Below are 25,616 nucleotides of genomic sequence, written 5' to 3'. Positions count from 1 at the left end.
ATATTTAAAAATTTCTACTTCAAATTTGCTGAAAGATTTGAAGTCAACATAACGGTTTAGAAAGGAAGGGACGATATGAATAAAGTCTGCGTTATCATTCCCGCCTTGAATCCAACTCATGATTTAATCGATTATATATACGATTTAAAAAGTCATAATGTTTCACAGATTGTCGTAATTAACGATGGAAGTATGACTAGTTGCAATGCAATATTTCATCAAATTGGATTAATACAAAATTGCACCGTGCTGACTCATGAAAAAAATAAGGGCAAAGGTCGTGCATTAAAAACCGCATTTCAATACGTTTTGAAGCACTGTCATGTGGACGGGGTGATAACTGCTGACGCAGATGGTCAACATTCCATTGAAGATGTCATCAACATTGCTGAATTACTCAGTGATGTTCAAGATGCCATTCTTCTTGGCGTCCGAAATTTTGACCAAAAAAATGTCCCGATTAGAAGTTATATTGGAAATAAAATTACTAGTTATTTATTTACAGCATTATTTCAAATTCATCTTCAAGATACGCAAACAGGCCTTCGTGGCATTCCTATAAAAATACTTCCTTCACTCCTTGCTTTAGAAGGAGAACGTTACGAATATGAAATGAACATGTTAATTGCTGCCGCCAAAAAGAAAATTCCTATCAAGCAAATCCCTATTCAAACTATATACATCAACAAAAATAGAAGCTCTTATTATCACCCTATAAAAGATTCTTTAAAAATTTTTACAATGATTATTTCTGGAATTTTTGCAAATAAGAAGCTGGATGAAGGTGAAGAACATGGTATCTAATTTTTACGGTAAGTTCTTCCTAATCTCTCAATGGATTATTCGTCAAATATACCCTACCTATAAAGTAGAAATTCCTGAAAATACTCAAGAGCCTGTTGTTTATATTTCACACCATCAAAATCTTTTTAATCCATTTATTATATATTTATGGTTTCCGAAAAGTTTGCGAACTTGGATTTTACATGTTTTTTTAGACCGTAAATCATGCTATCAACAATATGTGGACTACACATTTACAAAAAGAATGGGAATGAATAAAACAATCGCAAAACTATGTGCATATCCCCTTTCATTTATTATTTCTAACCTGTTGAAATCCGGCAAAGGCATTCCTGTGTATAGAGGATCTAGAAAAATAGTAAATACGTTTCAACTTTCTGTGGAAGCGTTGAAAAGAGGCGAAAGCATCGTCATTTATCCAACGATTGACTACACGAATACTTCCAACGAAACAAAGGCAATGTATGAAGGATACCTATATATTGAAAAATATTATTTTAAAGAAACTGGCCAACACGTTCGTTTTGTACCTTTACACGTAAGCAAAAAAAATCGACTGATTATTGCTGATGAGCCAATTTCATTTCAAGAAAATGAACATTTTTCAGAGGGTCAAAAAAGAATCGAACATTATATTCAAAACAAATTATATGAATTAGCCAAAAAGTGTGGGGATATAGAATAAAATACATAAAATAAATATTCTTTTCAAATAGCTCTTTAAGGAAGGCTATAAATTCGAAAAAGCCGTAAACATTTTACAATCGTAAAATGTCTGCGGCTATTTTTTCGAATGAAACGAATTGCGATTAGCCCTCAATCGGTTTCATGCAAGTTAATCACAACTACTAATGACTTAAAGCTTCACTTAATTTTCCTGTAATATTTTCAATGTCTACTTCAAATACTTCAGTTTTTGGCAAAGCAGGATAACCACCTTTTTCAAATTGCCAATGTGGATCGCCATATTTTTTCCAAAGGCAATCATAAAACCATTCTTTCTTTTGTTCATCTTCAATTCGATGAATCTTCCCAAATAATACGACGCTTGTATAAGCTAAAGCCGATTGACAAGCGTATTTCTTTCCAGGAACGATAGCTCCCATTTCACAAACTTCAATACTTACCCGCGGATTCTTTTTAACATTTTCCCAAAAATGACTTTCTCTTAAATTGCCTATATGCAAGTACAATTTTTTCCCTTCTTCATAAACAAAAACAAATGGAATGACATAAGGATAGCCGTCTTCTCCTACTGTTGCAACATGAGCAACTTTCGCTTCCCGCAAAAAAGCTAATGCATCATCAACTGAAATTTCTCTTTTTTTGTTGTTTATAATTCCTCTCACTTCTCCCAACTCCTTTCTACAAATATATATTCTAAATACTTCTTTAAAACCCTTTTAAAATAGCAAAATTTTTATCATGGATAAAACTAGTGCACCAATTCCATTAAAATTCCATTTTCAAATATATTTCAATATCCAAAAAAGTATAATATTATGGTACTATGAACTATAGGAAAGATTTTAGGGGGGAATAAAAATGGGTAGCAAAGCATTGAATACAAATGCCAAAATTACACCTGAACGCGTAGATGAAGCATTAGACATTCGTGACCGTTTAATTATCGAATTGTTAGTAAGCGTACTTGACGAAAAACAAGTTATTGAACGCCATATTTTAAAAGAGCGCCTTGCTAACTTAATTCAACTTTCCGATCACGATGATGAATTAAAAGAAACAATACATGCGCTTGTGAACAAGCTATAAAAAGGAAAAGGAGACGTCAAATTGGAACGCCTCCTTTTTTCTTTACTATTTTTCTTCATACAATTGCACAATTTTATTTAATTTTTCTTTTAAAATATCCATGTGCACAAATCTTGCTTCTCGAATAGATTCTTTTCCTTCTACAAAAAACAGTAGTACAGGCACTGTAAATATCGAAAAGCGTCCTGCTGTTTCCTCCACTTCATCTACTTTTATATACCCAAAAGCGATTCTAGGATAATTTTTTAACATTTCCTCTACCCGAGGAAGTAGTGCATGACAAACCCCGCAATTCATTCGTGAAAAGTAAAGAAAAGTGAGTGGGTTTCTTTCAATAAAAGAATTAATTTCATCCAACGTAGATAGCTCAATCATAATCTCACCAATTGTTAATAATATTTCTTGGCCAAGCATATCATTTTCCAAGAAACAGTGGAAGGATGACGAATTGGAAAGTGCACTTCTTTATATGGTGTTATTAAGATATTTATCTGGAAGTATCGAATTATCAATTGCCACACTGATGTGGAGGTCCAATGATTTAGAAAAAGCATTGATGCTCAATTCAATGTTAGCGTTAGTTGGTCCAACTATCTTAATAGTGACAACTGGAATAGGAATTAGCGGACTTTCTGAAAAAATTTCTTTCTTAAAAATGCTTTGTCTATTTTCAGGCATCGTGCTCATTATTATCGGCATGAAAATGAAATAATTCAGGATATTATCTGAACCAGCCTTTTCTTTTAAACCACAAGAGCATCGATATTCCAATGAGAAACATGATAAAAAGAATTACAAAATAACCATATTTCCAAGATAATTCAGGAATGTTTTTGAAGTTCATCCCATAAATACCTGCAATAAATGTTAATGGGGCAAAAATAGATGTAATAATTGTCAGTAGTTTCATGACATTATTGGTTTGATGTGCATTTAAGGAAATATAACTGTCACGAATATCTGCCGTTACTTCTCGATTAGACATGACCATTTCGGATAATTTTAATAGATGGTCATGAATATTTGAAAAGTATTCTCTTCTCTCGTCAATTTGATTTAAATTCAAATGATGAGAGTTTAACATGCGATATAATAAATCCCTCATAGGATTGACAGAATGCAACAACTGTAAAAGCATATTTCTAGCTTCCATCAAGCTATTCATCGGTTGAATGCCTGTTTGTATAATAATTTTCTCAAGTTCATCTTCTATTTTATAGATAATGGGAAAATAATGATCGACAATTTTATCTAATAATTCATAAAATACATAATACGGATCCCATTGTTCGATTGAAGTTTGAGCAAGCAATTCACTCCATACTTTTGTAACTTCTACAGAAGGATGTTTGTGAAAGGTAACAATAAACGATTCTCCTACAAAAAAATCTAGCTCCTCTTTAATTAGTCTACCGTTTTCTTCACGAACTGTATGAGTAACGAAAAAGGTGTAATGATTAAAATAATCTAATTTCGGCCTTTGAAGATCTTGTACACAGTCTTCTATTGCTAAAGGATGAAAGTGGAAGGTATTTGATAAATGCTTCATTTCTTCTTCTGTCGGTTCGCTAAAATCTACCCAAAACCATTTATAACTGGTAATGTCAATATTATTTATTGAATCTCCTTTTTCTAAATGGTTATCTTTTGTAATGCCTATATAGTAAATCATGAAATGCTCCTTTTCTTCCGAAATTCCGATGAGCAATTTCTAATTATCTTGCAGTTCTTCATTATTTCCTTTTAACCGTTCCTCTTGTTTCCAAGGTGGATCCATTACAATATGAATTTTTTCATTAATTTTGTACACAGTAAAAGGAACTAAAAATGCGAAAACTGTGCAAACAATTACATATGTTGAAGGTAAATGCTCGATAATAAATTTCATGTGCATCACCTCATTTAGATGTTGTTTTATTAATGCTTCCTGGTTCCTCGATTACGATTTTCACTTCACAATCGATATCACTTTTTGAGAAATAATTTTTCCCATTATCCCATTCATCTTGTACTTCCTTCCATATTTTTGGATAATAACGGTTTAAATACTTCCCCAATCCCATGGCATCTGTTTGAAAATCATTTTGCAGTTTATTAATTGTATTCTTAACCATTTCTTCAATTTTCTCGCTCGTTTTTTTATAAAACTTATTTAACACTTCATATTCCTTTAAATTTTCCCAACCAGACTGGTCTGCAATTGCTCCCTTAATTTGAATTTTGATAGAGAATTGTAAGTTATTTGGATCATTATTGGTTAGAGTAATTTTTCTTTTTATCGTAAAAATTTCAATCGTCATTGGCCCACCATCGATTTCTGTATTAATGGAACCATTATTTTTTAAACCTCTAATATAACTTAACGCTTTCGCATCATCTCCTTTCAATACTCCTACCATCCGCTCTTCTTTACCGTTATAAATAGCTATTCCTTCATAATCAATGACTGTGGAACTAATTTTTTTTAGGTATGGTAAAGGGAAACTTGTCTCTTCATATAGTTTTTCATCGATATCTCCAATTCTCACCAAATCAGTAACATCCAATCTTTTTTTATTTTCTAATAAATTTTTTATATATTCTGCTGGTATTTTTTCATGTTCCGCTTCAACATATAGTAAGTCTTCTGCTAACCCATTTGTAACCGCTAACTTAATGCCTCTACGCATGCGTTTTTCACGAAAAAATACATCAAAATGTTCTTTAAAACGCCCTGGTTGTTTCATGATATCTTCAGAAACTAGAATCACACCTAAATGTGTTGAATCTATTGAACGACTTGCCTGTTTTGCTAAATCTAAATTAATTTCATAAATGGTCTTTCCAGTGCTCGAAAGGTTCCGATAGGCTTTTCCACCACCCCCAGCATTTACAGCAACGGTTGCCATATTTTCAGGAACAACAAGTTGTTGGGTTAATTTGACTTCAGTTTTGTCTGCTGCATCTATAGCCATTCCAAATATAAAAGCTCTTTCGTCAATTTCAATTTGATCCCAGCAAGCTGCCAAAATTAAAGTACACATCATCAAAATTAGCATCGCATTCAATTTATTCACTTGAATTCCCACCTTTAATCTTGAATGCAATCCCTAAAAGTATGGTAACTAATAGAAAATATATAATTGTAAAATGGCCAAGGAGGCGATTAAAAGAGACTACATCTAAGTAACTTTTCGGAACCATGCTTGTAAAATATATAATTGGTGACAACATGATTACTGCATTTATCTTTTTGAAATTTCTAAAAACCATTCTAAGTGTCATGACTGTCACATCTAAAGCCATCGTAGCTGTCGTAAAAAAAATGATTGTCCAAAACAAAAAAAGAAACGCATCAAACCGCTCAAAAAAACCTCCAGGAATTTCAACCGTTCTTGACAAATCGAAGGTCGGAAAGAACATATTCCTCATCGTCGTATTTCCAAAAACCCCAACACATACAAGGTAAATAACCAAATTGAAACCCATTGTTACCAATACTCCATAAGCAGTCATTTTGGGCGTATTTCGCGGATTTTTTACAAGTCCAATATAAAAAAAGACAATTGCAAATCCTAACATATTAACGACGCTAAAATATGTCCCTTTCAAATACCCCTCAAAGTCCGTTTGAAATAACGGAAGAAATCCTTCCCAATCTATTAACCCTATCGGAAGAAAAATTACTAAAAATAATCCAACTACTAAAATCGGAAAAAATAACACGTTTAAACGGAAAATACCGGCCTGAGAACCAGATACCGCATAAATAACAACGAACAAAAATGTTAATGAAATAATTTCTTGAGGCGTATGGTCAAACAAATATTGGTGTGAAAGGGCCGCTAATTCCCTAACATAAAAAACTGTTGTCATAAAAAATTGTAATGAAAATATTAATGTCATCACGATTGCAACAGGTTTCGATAGTAAATAAGACGTATAAGTTAAAAACGATTGATTCGGAAAGGATGAAGCAATTTTTGCAATAAACCATCCACAAAGACTCGCTATGATGCCGCCAAGTAAGACAGTTATCCAACCATCGGAAGAATTTGTTACTTCTGCAACTACTCTCGGAGAACTTAACGTTAATACTCCAATAATATTTGTAATCACTGTTATTAAAATATCTCTATCACTAACAATTCCTTGATAATCAGGCGACCGATTCATTGTCGTTGACCCCCACTATTTACTTTTTGATCATCTATTGGCTCTAAATAGGGTGGGCGCTTTTTAAGCGTCATAATTGGCGCGCGAATAAAGGTGTTTTTCAAAGCGTCTATGAAATAAGGGGCAAATGGTCCAGAGTAAGGTGTACCCATACTTTTTAAATTAACAATATGAATACAAATCATAATAAGCACTAAGATAATCCCATATAACCCAAATATGGATGCCGCGATGACAAAAATGAATCTCAAAATACGTAAAACAATGGACATGCTATAATTCGGTATAGTAAACGAACTCATAGCAGTTAGAGAAGTAACAATTACTAATGCGGGACCCACGATTCCTGCACTTACTGCAACATCTCCAATCACAATACCTCCAACAATACCTACTGTTTGACCTATTATTTTTGGAAGCCGTATACTCGCTTCTTGCAAGATTTCAAAAGTTACCGCCATTAATAGAACTTCTACAATCGCTGGAAACGGTCCCCCTTCTCTAGTGGCTGCAATCGAGATTGTTAATTGTGTTGGCAGCATCCCAGGATGGAAGGAGGTTAATGCAACATATAAACCAGGTAAAAATAATGCAATAAACATTGAAAAATATCTTAACAATCTCATCGATGTAGCAATAATCCATCTTTGACTAAAATCTTCAATCGTTAAAAAGGCATCAACAAATGAAATAGGAGCAATCAAAGCAAAAGGACTTCCATCGACTAGTATGGCAACTTTTCCTTGCATAAGATTGTAAGACACTCGATCAGGTCTTTCCGTATCCAGTAATTGCGGAAATGGAGATAGAAAGCTATCTTCAATCCATTGTTCGATAACTCCAGAATCTGGTGCAAAGTCTATATCAATTGTTTTAAGTCTTCGATTGACCTCATCTAAAATGTCTGGGTTAACGATTCCTTCCACATAACAAACGGCAATTTTTTGCTTAGAACGCCTTCCAACTTCATGCATTTTAAAACGTAAGTTAGGGTCCTTTAATTCTCGCCTGATTAATGTTAAATTTGTTTCAATACTTTCAATAAAAGCTAAGCGTGGCCCTCGAATAAGCGCCTCCGACTGCGGTTCATCAAGGGCACGTTTCTCGGAACCGGCAGTCCCCATATCTAGAGCCGTCATTTTTCCATCTATTAAAAAAATGGATCTCCCTGATAACAGTGCGTGTACCACTTGTTCAAGGGTATTAACTCTTTTTGTTTCTGTAACAGCGATAATTTCTTGATAAATTTGATCAAGTATGTCCCCATTAAATTCATTTGTTTTCCTCTGAAGATTTTTTAAAATATTGTCATTTATAATATTTGTGTTTGATAATCCACTGAGATATAAAATACTACAATGAATTTTTTGTTTTTTTTGTTTGGCTTTTTCTAAAGGTCGTTCATCTATAATGTTTAGTTGATTTATCTTGCTATCATTATTCTCTGGATCGCTTAAAGTTTGAATAGGCAAGTTCCCGTCATCATGTCCACTTCGACTGCTCGGACAATCTCCTTGTTCATTTTCATGATTGTCGTTAAAAGTTTCTAGCGTTAATTCACGAATCACTAAATCATCCGGATTCCCTAATAACCTTCTAATGAATTCAATATTATTATTCATTTTTTTATATATGGGCACGTGTATTTCCATTGATACATTCTGGTTGTTGGTTTGTGTTGCATTTGAATTCGCATTGCCGTTTTGTTTAAGAGATGGACTTTGGTTTTGTGATGTTTTTTGGTTCTGCGATTGAACATTGTCTTGAGACTGGTTATGGTTTTGTGTTTGAGTTTGGTTTTGTAACTGATGATTTTTTAGATGGCATTGGCACTGAATACTTTGTTGAAACTGTATATTTTGATTTGATTGAATACTGCTTTGAGTATGTTGATAATCTTGACTATGTTGCGATCCAACATTCTCATTATTTAAATTGTTTCGTGTTCCTTGTATATATTGAGCCTTTTGATTTTGCTGAAACTGAGGGTTACATTGACACTGTTGCACATTTATTTCTTGTTGAATACCATTTATGTCATTTTGTTTATGTTGAGTATTTATGCTATTTTGATGCTTGTTTGTTGAATTTTTTCTAGGCACTTTTCGATAAAATCGTCTCATACATATACTCCCACTAATAGCATTTACCATTAATGTGGTTCATTTATTTGTTTTTATACCATCTACTGTTACCTTTATTAATTTTTTGCATGAATAAAAAGACTGCTCAAAGCATGTATCACTTTGAACAGTCTCCCAATTAACCATTTGTTTGCTTAACTTTTCACTTCATTTCCAACATTCAGATTAAACTTCTCTCGATATTTCTCCAACCCTTTACTAAATTGTGATGCCAATACTTGTTGGAACAGCATACCAAATACAACGGGAAGCACTACTCTTGATGGAAAATATGTACTGGCCACAACAACACCAACCGCTATGTTGCGCATTCCTCCTGTAAAAACAAAAGTTGTAATCAAATCGATTCTTCTCCATAAAAAATGTCCAATAATCAGACAAAAGGTATAGCCGGATAAAGATACAACTAAAACTAATAGAATAATTCCAACTATATCCCATGAGATATTTTTTAAATAGGGTGCAATGACACTACTATTGATAAACACGATGAGGAATATACTGACTTTCTGAAAAGGAGCGAAAGTTCGGGATAATTTTTTGACAAATTCACTTTTCCCCAACTCATTCATCAACATGCCAAGCATGGATGGAAATGCAATCATCCAAAGTAAATCGATCATGATAGACGTGGTGTCAATCGCTACTATTTGTCCCGCAGCCAATTTAGCTATGAGCGGTATGATGAGGGGAGAAAGTATTGTATCAATTAATATAATGGATAAGCCAAGTGGAATATTTCCTTTACAAATGCTAATCCAAATAAAACTTGTCACACCTGTTGGAACTGCTACTGACAAAATAAAACCAACCGTTAATAAATGATCATTCATTATTAGCGCTGACAATACGTAAGCCCAAAACGGCATCAATACATGTAAAAACAAAATCGTAATGAAAATGAACTTTGGATATTTTTTTAAACTTTTTAATCCTTCAAAGTTGATGCTAAGACTCCCAGCAAAAGTCATAAAAGCAAATATCCAAGGAACTAGGAAAAGCAAATGCCCACCGACTTTTTCAAATATCACCCCTATAATTAGACTTAATGGCGTCAAAATAGGCATTAACTTTTGCAAGTATGCGTTAAAACGGTGTAACATTTAGCAAAGCCTTCTTTCATTAGATGTCTTTATATTTTATCAAATTTTAAATAAGGGAAATTCCTGTTTCAAATAAATTCATACCGCCTGAACTTCTTATGCTGAAAATAAAAAAGCAGTACAAATCATGATTTGTACTACTATTGATTGAAATGCCCATGCATAAATCGCTTATTTTCTTCAATTGTTTCTATAAATTTTTCCATACTTGATGTTAAATACGAATCAGCCCTTCTTATAAAAACTGTTTTTACTTTACTATATTTTTCAGGTAAATTATAACAGCGAATTTCTCCGCTTTGTTCTAAATGAGCAACGGCGGATTTCGGTACGAATGAAACACCAAGCCCCATAGCTACACTTCGTAAAATCGTTTCCAGGGTTCCAAATTCCATGATTTTTTGTGGTGTGATGTTCTGATCCTTGTACCACTGTTCTAGACGTGCACGATATCCACAACCATTGCTAAAACATAAGATTGGTTCATCTTTTAATTCTTCCATCATCAGTTTCCGATTATCTGAAATTAATACTAACTCTTCATCAAATACATCATACGTCTCCAATTCAGGATGAAAATCCGACTTCGTGACAAATGCCCCATCCAATTTATGATTTAATACTTCTTCTTCTAAACTGTCCGTTACCCCTGTAAAAAGAGATAACTCCACATTTTTATATTTCTTTATATAATAAGAAAGTATTACGGGTAAATGATAAACTGTTTCGACTGTACCAATCTCTAACTTTCCAGAAGGTTCGTCATGATTTTGGACAGCCTTTTTCATTTCAGCTGTTAACCTTAATATTTTTTCACTGTAAGATAATAGTTTTTTTCCTTCCGGTGTTAAGGTCATCCCTCGACGATGACGATGAAATAAGGGGGTATTCAGGTCCGCCTCAAGTTTTTGTATACGAGATGTAATGTTCGATTGAACATAATTTAATTCCTTTGCTACTTCGGTAACTGTCCCTTTCTCCGCCACTAACTGGAAAATCTCCAAATCCTTTAATTCCACTTTTAAACCTCCTAGAAATTCCTATTAACTATTATACTATCAAAAATAATGATAATAATCTTCCTTTTCACGCAATATTTTTGATGTTAATTAAAGGCGATTTTTTGAAAGGCAAATTATTCATATTGCAAATAAAAAATGATCATCGAATTGATGATCATTTTACAAACAGTATATTAAATTTACTTATCCCGCCCGATGCTCTCTATAGATTAACAGTTTTTTCATATAATTCTCTTGCTTGATTAGCAACCTTTAAAGTATATTGATTGATATTATCTATGGTTTCAACGAGAGTTTCTAAGTCATTACCAACCGTTTCAATCTGCTTTTTATTTTCTTGCAGTGCATTTTCAATTTGATTAAATGTCTTTTTCACTTTTATTCCACTTTCTAACCCGGTTGTTACCGTTTCTCGAATAGTCCGAGTTGTAGAAACTGTATTTTCCGTAATTTTAGATGTATTTTCTATAATCTCAGTAATTTGTTTTACTGATTCTTTAGACTGGTTCGCTAATTTTCGTACTTCTTCTGCTACAACCGCAAAACCTTTTCCGTGTTCTCCAGCTCTTGCAGCCTCAATTGCTGCATTTAACGCTAAAAGATTTGTTTGGTCAGCAATTTGGGTAACGATGGATATAATGTTATTGATTTTTTCAGAAGATTTTTGTTGTTCTAAAACAAGATCTTCCATTTCTTTTGTTCTCTCTGAAATGGATACGATTTTTTCCTCCAAATGTTCCATTAAAATATTTCCACCGCTAGTATTCTTCTCCATTTCTTTTACTTGACCAATATAACTTTTAGTATCGTTTTTAATTTCTAATGAATAATCGATAATTTCTTTGATGGAATTTGTTGTCTCCTCTGACAATTGCGCTAAATTTTTCATAATGAGGGAAAGATTATTTTTTAATTCATCTTTCACTTGATTATGCTGTAATTCGATATATTGTTTTTTCTCTTTTTCATACTCTTCTAAAACTATTTGTGTTTCAAAATTTATAAGTTTTATACTTAGAACTGTTGCTTTTTCGATACTTTCTTTTGACCAATTACTTCGATTGATAATGTTAATAATTGAATTTAAGATATTTTGAAAAGCCCCGATATACCATTTCGGCAATAAGCCAATTTTTAAATGTACTTGGGCAATGCGCATTCTTTTCTGAATAAATTCTTCATTTATTTTTCCAGAAAACATTTCTAATATATGTACACTAAGGGTCTTTTTCAATCGTTCCACTGTACTATGTTGATTAATAATACTCTTTAGTTGTGGAATGGAGCTTAATGCATCATAGAAAGTGTCTACTATTTCTTCAATTGATTTTTCAATGTATGGTTTAATACAAGTTAATAAGTTTAAAACCTTCTTCTGTTAAATGAATCAATTTTAATTGTGCATAAACGTCTGAATCTCTACTAATTTCCAGTAAATTTTCCTGTTGGCTGTTCACTCCAATCCATTTAGGCTCTTCGTAATTAGGATTTTTACTGATTCTTCTAAAAATGGCCAACTCTACCCCTCCTTTTTAACCAATTGACACTACAACGCACCATTATATATTCCCCATTCCCCTTATAACAAACAGGAAGATAACTTGAATATAAATTACTTTTTTCTTATTATCATACTATCATTTTTTTATAAATCATGTCTTTATAATCGAAATATCCATAGAAAAATTTATCAAAAACAAAAATATAGACAATATTAACTATTATTTTAAAACATTCACAATAGTTTTTGTTAATTTTAGGAATAATAGTAATGAAATGTTTGTGACAATTTATCTATCCAACAGAACATTCCGACTATTATTTCTCATGTACTTTCTAAAACGAATATTTATTTTAAAAAAGCTTCTTGTTTAGAAACCCGAATCATTTCGTTTGGAAAATATCGCTTAAAATATTCCGCCACTTTTATATGTAAATCTTGTTTGTACCATTCTGAAAAATGATTTTCTACAAAAAGATCTGGCATTTTTAATCGCAACGAACGTTTCCCGTCCGCACCGTCGCCAATTGTTAATGTATCAATCCAAATATAATCCACTTTATCTTTTAACCTTTTTGGGAATTCATGAGTAAATGGTAATACAGGGGAGACGGCAGCTTGTGTTGTAATATTAGCATCATGCAATTTTTTTAGAACCTCTAATCTCTTGTTAATACTTGGGGCATAAGGAGCAAAAATTTGTTTCACATCCTCTCGATCAGTTTCAATTGTCAGTGAAACAATCAGCTTACATTTTTCTTTCAGTTCAACAAGTAAATCTTTATCTCTTTCTATTAAAGTACCTCTCGTTTGAATGACCAATACATCAGGTGGGTATTCCAACATCTCTTCCAATACTCCCCTTGTAATTTGAACTTTCCTTTCTATGGGTTGATAAGGATCTGTTGCAGAGGACATATAAATATTTACTGGTTGTTGTTTTCGACGAAGGCTTTTCATCTCTTTTCGATAATTTTCCCTTGCATTCTTTTTTATATCAATCCATTGTCCCCATGGAATCCCTTTAAACCTTTGGATTGGCAATTCTCGAACATAACAATACCGGCAAGCGAAAGCACAACCACTATAGGGATTTAAAGAATGAGTAAAACCGATATCTAAATATCCCGTCGCTTCAGTTAAAATCTTTTTTGAGTTTATTTCTTTTAATTGGATAGCCATTATCGTCTACTCCTTCCGTAAACTTTCAAACGACGTAATGTTACTGTTATTCTGCGAATTGCTCAAAAAATCAATGAAGGAGGGCACATTCAGTGTAGCCATTCTTCTTCTGGCCCATATTCTTAGACAGTCTAAAGCTTTACAAATGACAATTGATATAGGAAAATAATTTCCAACATACATCGTTAAATAAAATGTTATAACGATGAAAAAATCGAAAGAACTTAGGATTATCCTAATCTCTTTCGATTGAATACTGCGAATTGATTATACCTTTAATAATCCACGAAATCCTCTTGAGCTGTAATAAGAATCTGCTCCGTTGTGGTAAACAAAAACGTGGCCATAGCGATAATCACAAAATAAAGCTCCACCCCGTTCTCGGATATCTGCCGGCGTCTTTATCCAACTGGAAGTTTTTGTATCAAACGGCTCTAACTTTTGCAGTTCTCGATATTGTTCTTCCGTTAGTATTTCAATTCCCATTTCTTTTGCCATATCCATGGCGCTATTTTCTGGTTTATGCTTTTTCCTAGCTTCTAATGCCTCTCGATCGTAGCACAAGCTTCTGCGTCCTTTAGGACTTTCTTTCGAACAATCACAAAAAAGATATTCTCCTGTCTTCTCATCAAACCCGATGACATCTGGTTCGCCCTCCGTTTTTTCCATTTCATGTAACGACCATAGCTTCATAGGATTTGCTTCAAGCTTTTGTTGAATTTGATTCCAGTCAAGCCCTTCATGGCGATGCATATTTTTTTCAAACCGTTCTTTCAATACGTTAAACAATTCTTCTTTTTGCTCCTCGGTTAATTCGCGTTTTTCCATTTAGAACCTCCTCTATATTTCCTCTTTGCAATTCAAAGGTCTCAACAAGCATCATCTTCGTTTTACTTTTCTATTTTACCCCTTTTAAAAGGATATAGTCTGATATCATTTAAAAAAGCAATTGAGATAAAAAAATGCCTCTACAAAATAGTAGAAGCAAAAATTATTCTGACGTTTATCTTTGACTTGGTCTGAATCCTGCTTGTTCAGCTTCTTCTCGACTGCAGAAGTATCGCTCACCTTTTGAAAGATCGATTTTGGTCACATCATAAAATTGTTGACCCGGCATATGGTAAATTTTTTCACCATTTGATGAAATATTTCCTTTGATATTACAATCTCCTGAGGTGTTTAAATTTGGTTGATTATTTGTTTTTTCATTATTCCCCACATGTTCTTCTATTACTTCTTTATGAAATCCATCTTCTTGTGCATAGTTTTCAATGCTCCAAATACCAATCCCTTTCTTTTGAGCCTCTTTTTGAATTTCATAGTATCGGTCTACATATTTTGTATTCGGTACATAGACGTAAGCAACCCTTGCTAGTCCATTTCTTAACAATTCTTCTTGAACACTTTTCCCATCAACATAAACGTAATATAAAAGGCGACCGTATTTATCCCTTTCACTCACATCTTTTTCAAGTTGAACAGTTTTGCCTTCTAACATCTTTTTCGTAAAGGCTTTTGCCTCTTGGCCAAAGGGTTGTTCACCGAGCCGTGGATGGTTTGTTTCCGGTGTATCTACAAGTAAAAATCTTACGGATTCTACTTTTCCATTAATCTTTACTTTAATAGTATCTCCGTCCACAACTGATACGACTTCCGCATCGAATGTTTTAATATCCGCTGGCAGCTCAGAGTTTACCGGAATTTGTTGTTCTTCATTAGGGTTAACATCTGTCGATTTATCCGCTCGATCCTCAATTAGATTATCCTCTAGTTCTTTTTCATCTAAATAATCTGCACCTTCACTGGCACAACCAAATAACATCACGATGGAAAGTAAAACATATAGTAGGAACATTCTTTTTTTCAATGTTGCTCTCTCCTTTGTTGCATTGGCATATACATTTTTCTACAATACTTCATTAGTATATAAAATATTTAACTGTTATTGTAACAATTACAAATAAAGTTTTTTCTTTGCAATATAATTATTGAATTTATCGATTCCAACATATTAAATTAATAAATTTTTGTAAAATGCATTTACAAAGAATCAATAAATTAGAGAGTATAATTGACTTTCATAACTCACTACAACAGACTATATTATAAATAATAAGAGGCTGGGACAAAACTAGCTTCTAGATAGGAAAAAGGAGAATTTGAGCCAACTCAAATTCTCCTTTTTCCATTTATCCCCATTATTTTTGGTTAGTTGATCTTTGTTGGCCGTGTATTTTCGTAAATTCACGGCCATTAAGGCAATGCCTATTTCATTTTCCACTTTCGATTTTCCTCGAACGGAAAATCGAGTGAAACGCAAATTAGCCTTCAAGAATCCAAAAACTGGTTCTACGTCTATTTTACGTTGACGGAAAATAGAACCAGCTTTTTCTTCTGAAAGCTTCGCTCTTACATATTCTTTTTGTTGTTCCCATTTTTCATTCACCATGACCTTTCGGTGATTGCCTTCCTTTGCTTTTGTACATGATGAACGAAATGGACATCCTGAACAGTTTTCACATTCATAGATTTTCAATTCTCGTTTGAAACCGGTCTTATCTGTACGTACAGAACGATAACGGAAGGTTACTCGCTGCTGATTTGGACAAATGTAGGTATCACTTTCTTCGTCGTACATCCAATTGTCTGGATGAAATGGATTTTGTTTATATTTCTTCTTTTGTTCTTTCTCATACATGGTATATGGAATGAGTGCCTCACATTTTCGATTCGAAAGGATGTCTTCATAGTTTTGTTCACTACCATAACCAGCATCTGCGACAATATACTTTGGCAACGGAAAATAATCCTTTTCTATCTTATTCAAGAACGGAATTAATGTACGTGTATCAGTAGGATTTGGAAAGATGCTATAAGCTAGTGCGTATTGACCTTCTGTTGCGATTTGTACATTGTATCCAGCTTTCAATTGACCGTTTTTCATATAGTCGTCTTTCATTCGCATGAACGTTGCATCTTGATCTGTTTTGGAATAACTGTTCCGTTCCCCCAAGATGTCCAAGTCTTTTTGGTATTTTTGTTTTCGTAGAATGAAGTCTATTAATTGTTTGTACGCTTGTTTTGGATATTTTCGTTCGCTTCTTAATGCTTTTCGTTCTGTGGCATCGGGCGATGTTTCTATCTTTTGGTCATATTCCTTAATGACTTCATCGACTTGTTGCACCATTTGAGCGAGTTCTTCAACGGACAGTTCTCCCTCATTTTCCCGCTCCATTTCAGGGATGATTTCTTTTTCTAATAGTTCGTTGTATAACTGATTGGACTTTTCAATTAAGTTTTGGTTGTATTTTTCAATGGATTTCTTCCATACGAAAGTAAATTTATTGGCATTCGCTTCAATCTTCGTACCATCGATAAAAATGGCTTCTTGATCGATTAACTTTTCTTCCACCAGTTGGCAACGGAATTGGACAAAACATTGACGAATTAATTCTTTTACTTCCGGATGCACACGAAAACGATTGATCGTCCGATAACTTGGTTCATATCCTTGTGCCAACCACATCATTCGTATACTGTCCTTTAATAGCGCTTCAATTTTTCGACCTGAAAAGACAGACTGCGAATAGGCACACAAAATAATTTTTAGCATCATGCGTGGATGATAAGCAGGACAACCTGTATTTCGAAGAAACGGCTGGAAGGCTTCATCTGGAATACTTTCAACTAAATGGTGAATGTGGAAGGCAATATCATTTTCTTGTAATTTTATTTCTAAATCTAGAGGCAAAACTAATTGATTCATGTTATAATATTTGAACATAAGGTCCCTTCTTTCTGTTAGGTTTTGTGTGCTAACTTAATTTTAACAGAAGAGGTCCTTATTTTTTATTGAAAAAATGAAAAACAGCCCATGAAATTTCATTCCAAAATTTCATGGGCTGTTTCCATTTTAGAGGGGGTTTTGTCCCAGCCTCTATTAAAATTTAACTTCTTAAATAATATTTGAAATTACATAGGAAAAGATAAATGTAAAGAATACGATTGCAAGTACAATGCCTAAAACAATTGCTACAAGTACAGATTTCCAAGTGTAGCCCTTCAATTCCTTTACTGAAGAATAATCAATTTTTCGATTGTGGATAAGCAGCGAAACATTTGCTGTTATCAATAGTAAAATTGTGATTCCAACAAACATTCCAATCATATCTGGCTTGAGAAAATTCACTGTAGAATTCCAATTCATATAAGATTGTAGGAATGCGATACAACCTATTATCAAATAAACAATGTTTTTTAATTTGCTCTGCTTATACCATTCATCACCTAGTTTTTCTTTTTCATAGATCGCTACTTTTTCATAAATTGGAATGATTGACTTTGTAGACCCGCCTTTTTTCATCCGAACACCCGCATGAATGAAACATAGTATCCCTAGTACAAGAAGAATATGGGCAATGTTCATTGAAAAAAATATCATTAAATAAAAAAGTATAAGGCATGATAACAAAATGACATTTGTAACGGCTAATTGCTTCATTCTTAAATTTTTGATTTCATTTCCATTCATTTCTCCCACCCCTCAGGTATTTAAGTGTTCTATGGAAAATATTTCTATATTTATTATACACAATCTGTTAATTCCTGAGAACTTAAGTGGTTTATGAAATAATATTTAAGGGAATAGGTTAACGAAATGCATTAATATTGGAGGCTATTTTATGTGGAAAGAATTTAAAGAATTCGCTATGAAAGGAAATGTAATTGATCTTGCCATGGCGGTCGTGATTGGGGCTGCATTTGGACAAATTGTTTCTTCTCTAGTGGACAACATTATCATGCCGCTTGTCGGCATTCTTACAGGAGGAATAGATTTTACGAAGTCATTTATATGGCAAGTGGGAGATGCAACTGTTTCCTTTGGAATATTCCTTCAAAGTGTTATTGACTTCTTAATCATTTCTTTTGCCATATTTATGTTTATTCGAATCATAAATAAGATAGCAAAAAAGAAAAAAGAAGAAGCTGTGGAAGAAAGCGCACCTGAGTTAGATACGAAGGAAGAGTTATTAAAGGAAATTCGCGACTTATTAAAAGCCCAAAATACAAATAATTAAAGTTTGTAGTGATTGGGTAAAAAAATAGGCATAACATATTTTCTTAAATATGTTACGCCTATTTCTTTTACTCATCCTATTAATTTAACTTCCCTTTTTCTTTACAGCAAACCAAATCTCACTATACACATTGTTCATATCACTTAAATCGCCTGTAAAGGAAATGTTGGGAGCTTCTACTAATTCATAATCCGATGAAGGTAGCCATTCTGAAGCAACTTTCGCCCAAGTCTCTTGCATGACGTTTGGAAATGGCCCTTTTGATGAAAAAATCGCCCAAGTAAGTGCAGGAACTTCAACGACATCAAATTCTTCAAAATCTAAGTTTTTTGTAGTTAAGTAGCCAATCATATGATCAAGGCTTCCTTTTTCCTCCATACATCCATCATCTAAATTATAAGATGCGTTTACGACTTGGAATGGTTCCATATTGGCATAGCTTCTTAATTTTTCCCTTTGTTCTGGGGTAATGCTCTTTGCTAATTCTACTATTTCTTGATTAATTCCTTTAAATTGAATGGGAACTCTTTTTTTCTTTCCTACAATTTTAAAGGATTCCTTTTTCTCGATTCTATAATCCATATCGATTCCTCCCTTTATGGTTAATTGGAAGGAGAGCTTTGGAAATGCTTTTAGCTTCGTTGATTTTTTTACTTCAGACGGACTAATACCTGCCCATTCTTTAAAAGCACGAGAAAATCCGTCTACCGATTCATATCCATATTTAAATGCGGCTTCCGTGACACTCATTCCCTCATTTTGCAAATCAAAGGTAGCGTTAGATAATTTTCTATTTCGAATATATTCACCTAGAGTCATTCCTGAAAGAAATGAAAAAATACGTCTAAAATGATAAATCGAAGTCCCTGTAATTTTCTCTATCTCCCTTTCATCTATTTCGTCATTCAAGTGAGCTTCAATATATTCTAACGCTTCATTAAGACTTTTTAGCATTTTCCTCCCTCCTTCAGTTTTTAGTTTAGTATCTGACTCATTTTCGTACCCGATATTCTTAGAATGACTTTTATCGGATAATGATGAAATGAACTGGATTCGAATCACGAATAGTCTTTTATTATTCCGAAAAACACTTTTTCAGATTATAACCTATACAATAAACCATCCATACTATTCAATACAGCTTGAAAATAAAAAACGAAATAAGCCGTAGTAGCCTATTTCGTAAATGATGAAAAATCATTAATCATAATCATTTTCTTGATCGATTTTGATGATTCGCCCATTTCTTGCGAGAATCTCCACTTCAAAAATTTGTCCCTGTTCTGTCATAATAAAAACTTCATAAACTAAAACACCATTTTCTAAGTCCATATCGATATGCATTACTCTTCCGGGTACGGCTTGAAGGGCGATTTGTTGAGCTTGTTGCATTGTTACCCTTTGATTAAACCTAGATCCTTGACCATATGAAGAGTACTGATTCAAAAAGTAGTCCTCCCTTTATGTTTATTGCTTGTTTAACGGTTTGACCCGTTAAATCTAACTGGTTTATGTATATGCATGCATAAATAGTCGGGTTCCTGGACTATTCTTTTAGCAAAATCATCTTAAACATTTAAAAGATGCATTTGACATGTAACCAAAAGGTTTTATATAATGCAAAAAAACGAAACCAAATGGTTTTATATTAACTGAAAGAAAGTGGGATTTTTAATGGAAAAAACATTGCCAAATATTCAACAAACAGTCATTATTAACGCACCTATCCAAAAAGTGTGGGAACAAGTATCGACTGCAGAAGGCATTGCAGCATGGTTCATGCCAAATGATTTTATAGCAGAAGTTGGTCATGAATTCCATTTGCAATCTCCTTTTGGTCCTTCTCCTTGTAAAGTAACCGAAATTGAGCCACCACATCGTCTTTCTTTTACATGGGATACAGAGGGTTGGTTTGTTACCTTTAATTTAAAAGAGTTAGGTGAAAAAACTGAATTCACACTTATTCATGGTGGTTGGAAAGAGTCTGACGAACTAATTAAAAAAGCGAATGAAAAAGCTTCTGTAGTTCGCGAGAGAATGAATGGTGGCTGGATTACAATTCTTGAAACGCTTCGCAAAACTTTGGAGAACTAAGTGAGCGCTTCTCAACAAAAACACGACGTATTCCATGCAATTGCTGACCCAACCCGTAGAGAAATCTTGAAGCTACTTGCTGAAAAGGAATTAGCAATTTCAGAGATTACATCCCACTTTCCCATTAGTCGCACAGCCATTTCCAAACATTTACGGATTCTTACAGAAGCAGAACTGGTTAGTGGGAGAAAAGTAGGTAGAGAAAAAATATATTGGCTTCATCCGGAGCCGTTGAAAGAATTAAAACAATGGCTTGCTTTTTATGAAAAGTTTTGGGAAAACAAACTTACAACATTAAAACATGTTGTGGAAAACTCGGAAGATTCGGAAATCAAATTAATAAAATCTGAAACACAAAAAGACCCGAAAACATAAATTCGGGTCTTTGTAAGTTTTATCCAAAGTCTTTTTACATCTTTCCAACATATAATGATTTAAATCCAAAAAGCTTTTCTCAATTTACATTATCCAAAGGCAATGTGTAATCAATTATAACTGGTATTCCCCCATAATTTTATTGGAGGTTTCTATGACAAATTTTTATTCATTCAGTGGAACTGTTACTGCCATTAGCGATTTTTTTACAGGTCAACGTGATGAAATTGAGGGCTGCAATAAATTGTTTACCGTTGAAAATGACGATGGTTTAATTGTTCATTTTATTGTTTCCCCTTCAACTTACTTCATTGATCAAGAAACAGTCAAAATTGGGGATAAGGTGACTGGTTATTATGATGGAGACTTACCCGCCATCCTCATTTACCCACCTCGATATCAAACGATTGTAATGGTAAAAGAGTATCCGAATCGAAACGTTAAAGTAAGTTATTTTAATCATCAACTATTAAGCAGTGATGGCCAATTACAATTACATTTAACCCCTTCTACTCCCATATTGTTAACAAATGGTCAGTTCTTTTCAAAATATCCTGGAAACCGCGATTTAGTCGTGATCTATGGTCCAACAACTCGTAGCATCCCTGCACAAACTACTCCATATCGAATCATCGTTTTATGTTAAACTTACTATTTCTCCATGATGACAATCCCCAATCGTTAGAAGATCTTCTTACAATTGGGGATATTACTTATTTCACCAATTATGCGTTCTATCGTATTTAAGCACTCCTCTAGAACCCCTCTTTCAAATTTCTGTTCACAATGCTAATATAGTCAGTAAAGTAAAAAAAAAGAAGTACAAACTAAAAAGCATCATAATTGACAAAAAGATACTAAAGGGGTAATTAGAATGAATATAGAACCAGATCTTTGTCGTGTTGAAGATGCTTTAGGCATATTAGTCGGAAAATGGAAACCCATTATCTTATTGCATTTATTGAAGAATGGTACTCAAAGATTTAGTGATTTAAAACGAAGTATACCTGGAATTACACAAAAAATGCTGACCAATCAATTACGTGAGTTAGAAAACGAGGATATTATTCAGCGTGTTGTCTATCCACAGGTTCCTCCTAAAGTGGAATATTCGATTACCGAGTACGGCCGGAGCTTAGAACCAATCTTACACGCAATGCACGAATGGGGAACAAACCATATCCAGCATAAAAAACAAAAAATGAATGAATCGATGAGTAAATAAATACTGAAAACACCCAGTTTCTTCACTAGATAGCTGGGTGTTTTCAAAAAATAAAAGAAAGAATCATTCACATTCTGGTTCAATATCCAATTATTTTAACCTTCATTTCAACCTGCAATAAAATGACTTGCTTAAACGACGGTCTGCTTCTCACCACTATCTTGTGCTTTCCCCTTGAATGTGTAATGTGTTAACACTTCTTTTTGCGGTTGCTGCAAATTGAAAAATCATCATTATTAGAACAATCACTATCATTCCAACTACTGCAGAAGTAAAGCTGTTCGTTGCGTCATAAATCCAACCGAGAATAATAGGACCTAATGCACCAATTACATAACCAGCAGATTGTATCATGGCCGACCAAGAGGCTGCTTCATGAGCGTTATCTGTAGCATCAATTGGCAAAAGAAGATTTAAAGGAAACAATCCGCCTGCTCCAATACCTATCAATGCAGAAGCTAGCAACGGTTCAATATTTAGCACGAGTAAAATAAATCCAACAAGTTCTATAATGGATTCTACAATCAACCAGAAACGACGGGAGTGAAACCTTCTTAACAAAATTGGAAGCACTAGGCTAACTGGTATTTGCACGACTACGAAAATTGTTAATGCGATTGCGGCGTAATCTTTCGTGTACCCCATTCCTTGGATGATTTGAGGTAGCCATGCCGTAATTGAGTAAAATAGCATACCCATCAGACCAAAGGACAATGTAAGAATCCATGCTTTACCGTTCCCCCACGGCAATTGAACTTTTGTTCCAGAAGTAGCAGTGTGAGCTGATTTTTTGACTTGTTGATTTACAAATAACCACCAGATAACTGCAGCTACAAATGCTATAATTGCCCAAAATGCAAGGGAAGTTTGCCAGGAGTTAAAGCTATTCTCTAGCGATGTAGAGAGTGCAGAACTAATTGCTGCCCCCAAAGTCAGAGCTACGGTATATACTGAAACCATAAAAGGTACTTGATTAGGAAAATGCTCTTTAATGAAACCAGACAACAGTGGACCTATCAAAGCGATACCGATACCTGCAATTATAGCTGTTGTTACTAGAAATGATACAGAATCTGTGAACAAACGAATAACAGTACCAACTCCAATAATTAAAAGCGATAAGCCGATTACCCGTTCAATTCCCCATTTTCCCCCAGCTTTCACGGCGATTGGAGAAAAAAGACCCATACAAAGCACTGGAATGGCAGTCAACAAACTTGCGACAGCTGCACTCATTCCAAGATCTGTTCTAATGCTCTCTAGTAAAGGGGCGATTGAGTTAATAGCTGGACGTAGATTTAGCGAAGCCATAAATAAAGCGATAATTAATAAGACACTTTTTTTCATCTAATATCCCAACTTTCTTTATGCTTTAATTAGATTCATTCAAAAAAGTACCGTTTCTATAATCTTCACATACTTGTTGAATATCTTCTTATTCATAACGAATGGGCTCCTGCCAAAAACAAGTTCACCATGTCGTTCCCAAGGACCCGATTCGATAATCTTTTGTTGCAAGTTTTGTTTTAAATCCCTCCATTAAATTGTTTTGTTCAACGAAATCCATTATGCCAATGAAGTATGAAAGTGATAAGTAGGCACTTTAATGTGGTTTAGTTTCTTTGAAGATACTATTGGAGATGTAGCAAGGTTAAGACTATAAAATTTAATATTTACTTCCCTCTTTTCTCCGTTCTGGCTTGTATCAAATATTCTGTTAATGTTATTAAATTCTTCCATTTAATTAATAGAAAAGAAGTTGATACTTAACTGGCTTAAATATAATAAAAAAGGAGAATCCTTCTTTTACTTTTGTACATGATGAATGTAATGGATATCCTGAAAGTTTTTTAAAACCTAAAAAAATATAAACCCATGAAATTTTGCAATGTGCAAAACTTCATGGGCTATTTTTCTATTTAGGAGGATTTTGTCCCAGCTCCTCCTCAATTTCTATTCTAATATTCTCATCTTGTTATTCAGATTTTCCTAACTCGCCTTTTTTATTTTTTATTCTTCTTTTCATTACTTTTGCCATTTGTTTAGAGCTTAAATCGCCTTCGCATTCCAATTTTTCAATGATGTTCAGATAATCCTCTTCATTTCGGTTTTGACTTAATTTATAGGCAGCTTGCAATTCTTGAATTTTAATTTTTATTCCAACAATTCCTTTGATTTGTTTTTTTGTTTGAGCAGAAAGATTTTCCCATAATACAGGATTGTTACGATGCCCTTCATATTTTTTTAATAATAAAATAAGATCTTCTTCTAACTCAGTTTCGTTCATAATACTAGCTTTTCCATAAACATGGACAGCTTGATAATTCCAAGTTGGTACATTTTCATGGCTATACCAAGATGATGAGATATATGCGTGTGGACCTTGGTAAATTACAAGCACGTTTTCATTTTGTGATTCAAAGCTTTTCCATTGAGGGTTGTTGATAGCTAAATGTCCCGTTATATAATAATCATCCCCTTGCTTTCGCAACTCCAACGGTAAATGAGTAGCAATTGGTTTATTTTCAAATGTCGAAACAATCGTGCCGAAGGAGTTTTTCTGAATAAAATCAATAATTTCGTCTATATCCGTCACCCTAAAATATTTCGGTATGTACATGTTAATCAACCTTCCAATGTTTTGATCATAATCAAGTCAGTCTGTTCTTCATCGCCCATATGAAAACAGTGAGATCCTTTTTGAACAAATCCCATTTTCTTATAAAAACCAATTGCATTTTCGTTCTTTTCCCAAACCCCAAGCCAAATTTTCTTTTTATTCCATTCCTTTGCAACTTCAATCGCTTTATTTAGCAAGGATTTACCAAGTCCATGCTTCTGAAATTTCTCTCGAATATAAATTCTTTCAATTTCAAGGAATTCATCGCCCATTTTTTCCGTCTGAGCATCATCACTATTGACTTTTAAGTAACCCGCCAATTCATTTTGGTAATAGACAAAGAAAAATTGTGAATGAATATTGGATAGCTCTTTCTCTAATTGTTTTATATTAAATGCCTTTTCTAAATATACTTTCATATTTTCAGGTGAATTTTGATCTTTAAATGTGTAATAAAACGTTTCAATGCCCACTTCTTGTAATGTGTGCAAATCTTCAAGGGTACATGTTTTTATTTTGATTGTCATAGTGAACATCTCT

General features: G+C 33.6%; 31 protein-coding genes. 10 read left to right on the top strand and 21 right to left on the bottom strand.

Annotated elements, in window-relative coordinates; all coding sequences use genetic code 11:
- Positions 1–75: 75 nt before the first annotated feature.
- Both NSQ18_RS08460 and NSQ18_RS08455 read left to right on the top strand, forming a co-directional pair.
- Positions 76–804 carry a glycosyltransferase family 2 protein gene (locus tag NSQ18_RS08460; RefSeq protein ID WP_016839060.1) on the top strand — a complete coding sequence of 243 codons (729 nt, stop codon included), beginning with the start codon at positions 76–78 and terminating at the stop codon, positions 802–804.
- Positions 794–1,489: a hypothetical protein gene (locus NSQ18_RS08455; RefSeq protein WP_016839059.1), complete on the top strand. Its 696-nt coding sequence runs from the start codon at positions 794–796 to the stop codon at positions 1,487–1,489. The genes NSQ18_RS08460 and NSQ18_RS08455 overlap by 11 nt, the downstream gene beginning before the upstream one ends.
- A gap of 163 nt (positions 1,490–1,652) precedes the next feature.
- Here the strand turns inward: NSQ18_RS08455 and NSQ18_RS08450 are convergent, their stop codons facing one another.
- Positions 1,653–2,153, bottom strand: a complete 501-nt coding sequence (locus tag NSQ18_RS08450; protein ID WP_096550154.1) for a pyridoxamine 5'-phosphate oxidase family protein — start codon at positions 2,151–2,153, stop codon at positions 1,653–1,655.
- A 196-nt stretch (positions 2,154–2,349) separates the two neighbouring features.
- On the opposite strand from NSQ18_RS08450, the gene NSQ18_RS08445 reads away from it, so the two are divergent.
- Positions 2,350–2,577 (top strand): phosphate-starvation-inducible protein PsiE, encoded by a 228-nt coding sequence (locus tag NSQ18_RS08445; RefSeq protein ID WP_096550153.1) that lies wholly within the window; start codon positions 2,350–2,352, stop codon positions 2,575–2,577.
- A 45-nt stretch (positions 2,578–2,622) separates the two neighbouring features.
- Here the strand turns inward: NSQ18_RS08445 and NSQ18_RS08440 are convergent, their stop codons facing one another.
- On the bottom strand, positions 2,623–2,991 hold the full coding sequence (locus NSQ18_RS08440; RefSeq protein ID WP_339289632.1) for a thioredoxin family protein: 369 nt from the start codon (positions 2,989–2,991) through the stop codon (positions 2,623–2,625).
- A gap of 55 nt (positions 2,992–3,046) precedes the next feature.
- On the opposite strand from NSQ18_RS08440, the gene NSQ18_RS08435 reads away from it, so the two are divergent.
- Positions 3,047–3,289: a YqhV family protein gene (locus NSQ18_RS08435; RefSeq protein WP_168412110.1), complete on the top strand. Its 243-nt coding sequence runs from the start codon at positions 3,047–3,049 to the stop codon at positions 3,287–3,289.
- 9 nt (positions 3,290–3,298) lie between these two features.
- On the opposite strand, the gene corA is transcribed toward NSQ18_RS08435, so the two are convergent.
- From corA to NSQ18_RS08410, 5 genes are read right to left on the bottom strand one after another with little or no spacing between them, the layout of a single operon-like run.
- Positions 3,299–4,249: a magnesium/cobalt transporter CorA gene (corA, locus tag NSQ18_RS08430; protein ID WP_096550151.1), complete on the bottom strand. Its 951-nt coding sequence runs from the start codon at positions 4,247–4,249 to the stop codon at positions 3,299–3,301.
- A gap of 39 nt (positions 4,250–4,288) precedes the next feature.
- Positions 4,289–4,465, bottom strand: coding sequence for a hypothetical protein (locus tag NSQ18_RS08425; RefSeq protein ID WP_168412092.1), 177 nt, complete (start codon positions 4,463–4,465; stop codon positions 4,289–4,291).
- 10 nt (positions 4,466–4,475) lie between these two features.
- Positions 4,476–5,633 (bottom strand): Ger(x)C family spore germination protein, encoded by a 1,158-nt coding sequence (locus tag NSQ18_RS08420; protein WP_339287694.1) that lies wholly within the window; start codon positions 5,631–5,633, stop codon positions 4,476–4,478.
- Entirely contained in the window at positions 5,626–6,732 is a 1,107-nt protein-coding gene (locus tag NSQ18_RS08415) for an endospore germination permease (RefSeq protein ID WP_339287693.1), read from the bottom strand. The genes NSQ18_RS08420 and NSQ18_RS08415 overlap by 8 nt, the downstream gene beginning before the upstream one ends.
- Entirely contained in the window at positions 6,729–8,354 is a 1,626-nt protein-coding gene (locus NSQ18_RS08410) for a spore germination protein (RefSeq protein WP_339287691.1), read from the bottom strand. Before NSQ18_RS08410 ends, NSQ18_RS08415 begins: the two co-directional genes overlap by 4 nt.
- 92 nt (positions 8,355–8,446) lie before the next feature.
- Here NSQ18_RS08410 and NSQ18_RS08405 point away from each other — a divergent pair, with 92 nt between their 5' ends.
- Complete coding sequence (locus NSQ18_RS08405) at positions 8,447–8,830, top strand: hypothetical protein (RefSeq protein WP_339287689.1); 384 nt, start codon at positions 8,447–8,449, stop codon at positions 8,828–8,830.
- 180 nt (positions 8,831–9,010) lie between these two features.
- Here the strand turns inward: NSQ18_RS08405 and NSQ18_RS08400 are convergent, their stop codons facing one another.
- The 9 genes from NSQ18_RS08400 to NSQ18_RS08360 form a co-directional block, all read right to left on the bottom strand.
- The gene (locus tag NSQ18_RS08400) at positions 9,011–9,979 is read right to left on the bottom strand and encodes a bile acid:sodium symporter family protein (RefSeq protein WP_016839045.1); all 969 of its coding nucleotides are present in this window, start codon (positions 9,977–9,979) and stop codon (positions 9,011–9,013) included.
- Between the two features lie 140 nt (positions 9,980–10,119).
- Positions 10,120–10,998 carry a LysR family transcriptional regulator gene (locus NSQ18_RS08395; RefSeq protein ID WP_339287686.1) on the bottom strand — a complete coding sequence of 293 codons (879 nt, stop codon included), beginning with the start codon at positions 10,996–10,998 and terminating at the stop codon, positions 10,120–10,122.
- A gap of 205 nt (positions 10,999–11,203) precedes the next feature.
- Entirely contained in the window at positions 11,204–12,316 is a 1,113-nt protein-coding gene (locus NSQ18_RS08390) for a globin-coupled sensor protein (RefSeq protein ID WP_339289630.1), read from the bottom strand.
- 28 nt (positions 12,317–12,344) lie between these two features.
- Positions 12,345–12,518, bottom strand: coding sequence for a hypothetical protein (locus NSQ18_RS08385; RefSeq protein WP_339287684.1), 174 nt, complete (start codon positions 12,516–12,518; stop codon positions 12,345–12,347).
- Between the two features lie 332 nt (positions 12,519–12,850).
- Complete coding sequence (locus NSQ18_RS08380) at positions 12,851–13,684, bottom strand: radical SAM protein (RefSeq protein WP_339287683.1); 834 nt, start codon at positions 13,682–13,684, stop codon at positions 12,851–12,853.
- Positions 13,685–13,951: 267 nt separating this feature from the next.
- Positions 13,952–14,512 (bottom strand): DUF4256 domain-containing protein, encoded by a 561-nt coding sequence (locus NSQ18_RS08375; RefSeq protein ID WP_016839038.1) that lies wholly within the window; start codon positions 14,510–14,512, stop codon positions 13,952–13,954.
- 175 nt (positions 14,513–14,687) lie between these two features.
- Positions 14,688–15,551 (bottom strand): thermonuclease family protein, encoded by an 864-nt coding sequence (locus tag NSQ18_RS08370; protein WP_016839036.1) that lies wholly within the window; start codon positions 15,549–15,551, stop codon positions 14,688–14,690.
- 264 nt (positions 15,552–15,815) lie between these two features.
- Positions 15,816–17,468 (bottom strand): IS1182 family transposase, encoded by a 1,653-nt coding sequence (locus NSQ18_RS08365; RefSeq protein WP_339287681.1) that lies wholly within the window; start codon positions 17,466–17,468, stop codon positions 15,816–15,818.
- Positions 17,469–17,639: 171 nt separating this feature from the next.
- Positions 17,640–18,215 carry a hypothetical protein gene (locus NSQ18_RS08360; protein ID WP_016839034.1) on the bottom strand — a complete coding sequence of 192 codons (576 nt, stop codon included), beginning with the start codon at positions 18,213–18,215 and terminating at the stop codon, positions 17,640–17,642.
- Between the two features lie 151 nt (positions 18,216–18,366).
- Between NSQ18_RS08360 and mscL the strand changes: the two genes are divergently transcribed.
- Complete coding sequence (mscL, locus tag NSQ18_RS08355) at positions 18,367–18,762, top strand: large conductance mechanosensitive channel protein MscL (RefSeq protein WP_339287680.1); 396 nt, start codon at positions 18,367–18,369, stop codon at positions 18,760–18,762.
- Positions 18,763–18,846: 84 nt separating this feature from the next.
- Here mscL and NSQ18_RS08350 read toward each other — a convergent pair whose 3' ends face one another.
- Both NSQ18_RS08350 and NSQ18_RS08345 read right to left on the bottom strand, forming a co-directional pair.
- Positions 18,847–19,716, bottom strand: a complete 870-nt coding sequence (locus tag NSQ18_RS08350; protein ID WP_016839031.1) for an AraC family transcriptional regulator — start codon at positions 19,714–19,716, stop codon at positions 18,847–18,849.
- Positions 19,717–19,962: 246 nt separating this feature from the next.
- Positions 19,963–20,208: a PepSY domain-containing protein gene (locus tag NSQ18_RS08345; RefSeq protein WP_016839029.1), complete on the bottom strand. Its 246-nt coding sequence runs from the start codon at positions 20,206–20,208 to the stop codon at positions 19,963–19,965.
- Between the two features lie 228 nt (positions 20,209–20,436).
- Between NSQ18_RS08345 and NSQ18_RS08340 the strand changes: the two genes are divergently transcribed.
- From NSQ18_RS08340 to NSQ18_RS08325, 4 genes are all read left to right on the top strand, one after another.
- Positions 20,437–20,856 carry an SRPBCC domain-containing protein gene (locus tag NSQ18_RS08340; RefSeq protein ID WP_016839027.1) on the top strand — a complete coding sequence of 140 codons (420 nt, stop codon included), beginning with the start codon at positions 20,437–20,439 and terminating at the stop codon, positions 20,854–20,856.
- Positions 20,857–21,231 (top strand): metalloregulator ArsR/SmtB family transcription factor, encoded by a 375-nt coding sequence (locus NSQ18_RS08335; protein WP_016839025.1) that lies wholly within the window; start codon positions 20,857–20,859, stop codon positions 21,229–21,231.
- 154 nt (positions 21,232–21,385) lie between these two features.
- Positions 21,386–21,877, top strand: a complete 492-nt coding sequence (locus tag NSQ18_RS08330; protein WP_096550141.1) for a hypothetical protein — start codon at positions 21,386–21,388, stop codon at positions 21,875–21,877.
- Positions 21,878–22,105: 228 nt separating this feature from the next.
- Positions 22,106–22,456, top strand: a complete 351-nt coding sequence (locus NSQ18_RS08325) for a winged helix-turn-helix transcriptional regulator (protein WP_168412086.1) — start codon at positions 22,106–22,108, stop codon at positions 22,454–22,456.
- Positions 22,457–22,612: 156 nt separating this feature from the next.
- Here NSQ18_RS08325 and NSQ18_RS08320 read toward each other — a convergent pair whose 3' ends face one another.
- The 3 genes from NSQ18_RS08320 to NSQ18_RS08310 all read right to left on the bottom strand — a co-directional run bounded on the left by NSQ18_RS08320 (position 22,613) and on the right by NSQ18_RS08310 (position 25,603).
- A complete protein-coding gene (locus NSQ18_RS08320) occupies positions 22,613–23,803 on the bottom strand; it encodes an MFS transporter (protein ID WP_016839020.1) in 1,191 nt (396 codons plus the stop codon).
- Positions 23,804–24,431: 628 nt separating this feature from the next.
- Positions 24,432–25,076 carry an FMN-binding negative transcriptional regulator gene (locus tag NSQ18_RS08315; RefSeq protein ID WP_016839018.1) on the bottom strand — a complete coding sequence of 215 codons (645 nt, stop codon included), beginning with the start codon at positions 25,074–25,076 and terminating at the stop codon, positions 24,432–24,434.
- Between the two features lie 5 nt (positions 25,077–25,081).
- Positions 25,082–25,603, bottom strand: a complete 522-nt coding sequence (locus NSQ18_RS08310) for a GNAT family N-acetyltransferase (RefSeq protein ID WP_016839017.1) — start codon at positions 25,601–25,603, stop codon at positions 25,082–25,084.
- Positions 25,604–25,616: the final 13 nt, after the last annotated feature.

This window comes from Ureibacillus sp. FSL K6-0786 (assembly GCF_037965165.1).
GTDB lineage: Bacteria > Bacillota > Bacilli > Bacillales_A > Planococcaceae > Ureibacillus > Ureibacillus thermosphaericus.
The sequence above is the reverse complement of the archived record's forward strand: the minus strand, read 5'-3'. Positions and strand labels throughout refer to the sequence as shown.

Excerpts from the sequence above, each read along its gene's own strand:
- NSQ18_RS08460 (WP_016839060.1), top strand. The coding sequence starts at position 76 with ATGAATAAAGTCTGCGTTATCATTCCCGCCTTGAATCCAACTCATGAT.
- NSQ18_RS08455 (WP_016839059.1), top strand. The coding sequence starts at position 794 with ATGGTATCTAATTTTTACGGTAAGTTCTTCCTAATCTCTCAATGGATT.
- NSQ18_RS08445 (WP_096550153.1), top strand. The coding sequence starts at position 2,350 with ATGGGTAGCAAAGCATTGAATACAAATGCCAAAATTACACCTGAACGC.
- NSQ18_RS08440 (WP_339289632.1), bottom strand. The coding sequence starts at position 2,991 with ATGCTTGGCCAAGAAATATTATTAACAATTGGTGAGATTATGATTGAG.
- NSQ18_RS08435 (WP_168412110.1), top strand. The coding sequence starts at position 3,047 with ATGGTGTTATTAAGATATTTATCTGGAAGTATCGAATTATCAATTGCC.
- corA (WP_096550151.1), bottom strand. The coding sequence starts at position 4,249 with ATGATTTACTATATAGGCATTACAAAAGATAACCATTTAGAAAAAGGA.
- NSQ18_RS08425 (WP_168412092.1), bottom strand. The coding sequence starts at position 4,465 with ATGAAATTTATTATCGAGCATTTACCTTCAACATATGTAATTGTTTGC.
- NSQ18_RS08415 (WP_339287693.1), bottom strand. The coding sequence starts at position 6,732 with ATGAATCGGTCGCCTGATTATCAAGGAATTGTTAGTGATAGAGATATT.
- NSQ18_RS08410 (WP_339287691.1), bottom strand. The coding sequence starts at position 8,354 with ATGAATAATAATATTGAATTCATTAGAAGGTTATTAGGGAATCCGGAT.
- NSQ18_RS08405 (WP_339287689.1), top strand. The coding sequence starts at position 8,447 with ATGGACTTTGGTTTTGTGATGTTTTTTGGTTCTGCGATTGAACATTGT.
- NSQ18_RS08400 (WP_016839045.1), bottom strand. The coding sequence starts at position 9,979 with ATGTTACACCGTTTTAACGCATACTTGCAAAAGTTAATGCCTATTTTG.
- NSQ18_RS08380 (WP_339287683.1), bottom strand. The coding sequence starts at position 13,684 with ATGGCTATCCAATTAAAAGAAATAAACTCAAAAAAGATTTTAACTGAA.
- NSQ18_RS08375 (WP_016839038.1), bottom strand. The coding sequence starts at position 14,512 with ATGGAAAAACGCGAATTAACCGAGGAGCAAAAAGAAGAATTGTTTAAC.
- NSQ18_RS08365 (WP_339287681.1), bottom strand. The coding sequence starts at position 17,468 with ATGTTCAAATATTATAACATGAATCAATTAGTTTTGCCTCTAGATTTA.
- NSQ18_RS08360 (WP_016839034.1), bottom strand. The coding sequence starts at position 18,215 with ATGAATGGAAATGAAATCAAAAATTTAAGAATGAAGCAATTAGCCGTT.
- mscL (WP_339287680.1), top strand. The coding sequence starts at position 18,367 with ATGTGGAAAGAATTTAAAGAATTCGCTATGAAAGGAAATGTAATTGAT.
- NSQ18_RS08350 (WP_016839031.1), bottom strand. The coding sequence starts at position 19,716 with ATGCTAAAAAGTCTTAATGAAGCGTTAGAATATATTGAAGCTCACTTG.
- NSQ18_RS08340 (WP_016839027.1), top strand. The coding sequence starts at position 20,437 with ATGGAAAAAACATTGCCAAATATTCAACAAACAGTCATTATTAACGCA.
- NSQ18_RS08330 (WP_096550141.1), top strand. The coding sequence starts at position 21,386 with ATGACAAATTTTTATTCATTCAGTGGAACTGTTACTGCCATTAGCGAT.
- NSQ18_RS08325 (WP_168412086.1), top strand. The coding sequence starts at position 22,106 with ATGAATATAGAACCAGATCTTTGTCGTGTTGAAGATGCTTTAGGCATA.
- NSQ18_RS08320 (WP_016839020.1), bottom strand. The coding sequence starts at position 23,803 with ATGAAAAAAAGTGTCTTATTAATTATCGCTTTATTTATGGCTTCGCTA.
- NSQ18_RS08315 (WP_016839018.1), bottom strand. The coding sequence starts at position 25,076 with ATGTACATACCGAAATATTTTAGGGTGACGGATATAGACGAAATTATT.
- NSQ18_RS08310 (WP_016839017.1), bottom strand. The coding sequence starts at position 25,603 with ATGACAATCAAAATAAAAACATGTACCCTTGAAGATTTGCACACATTA.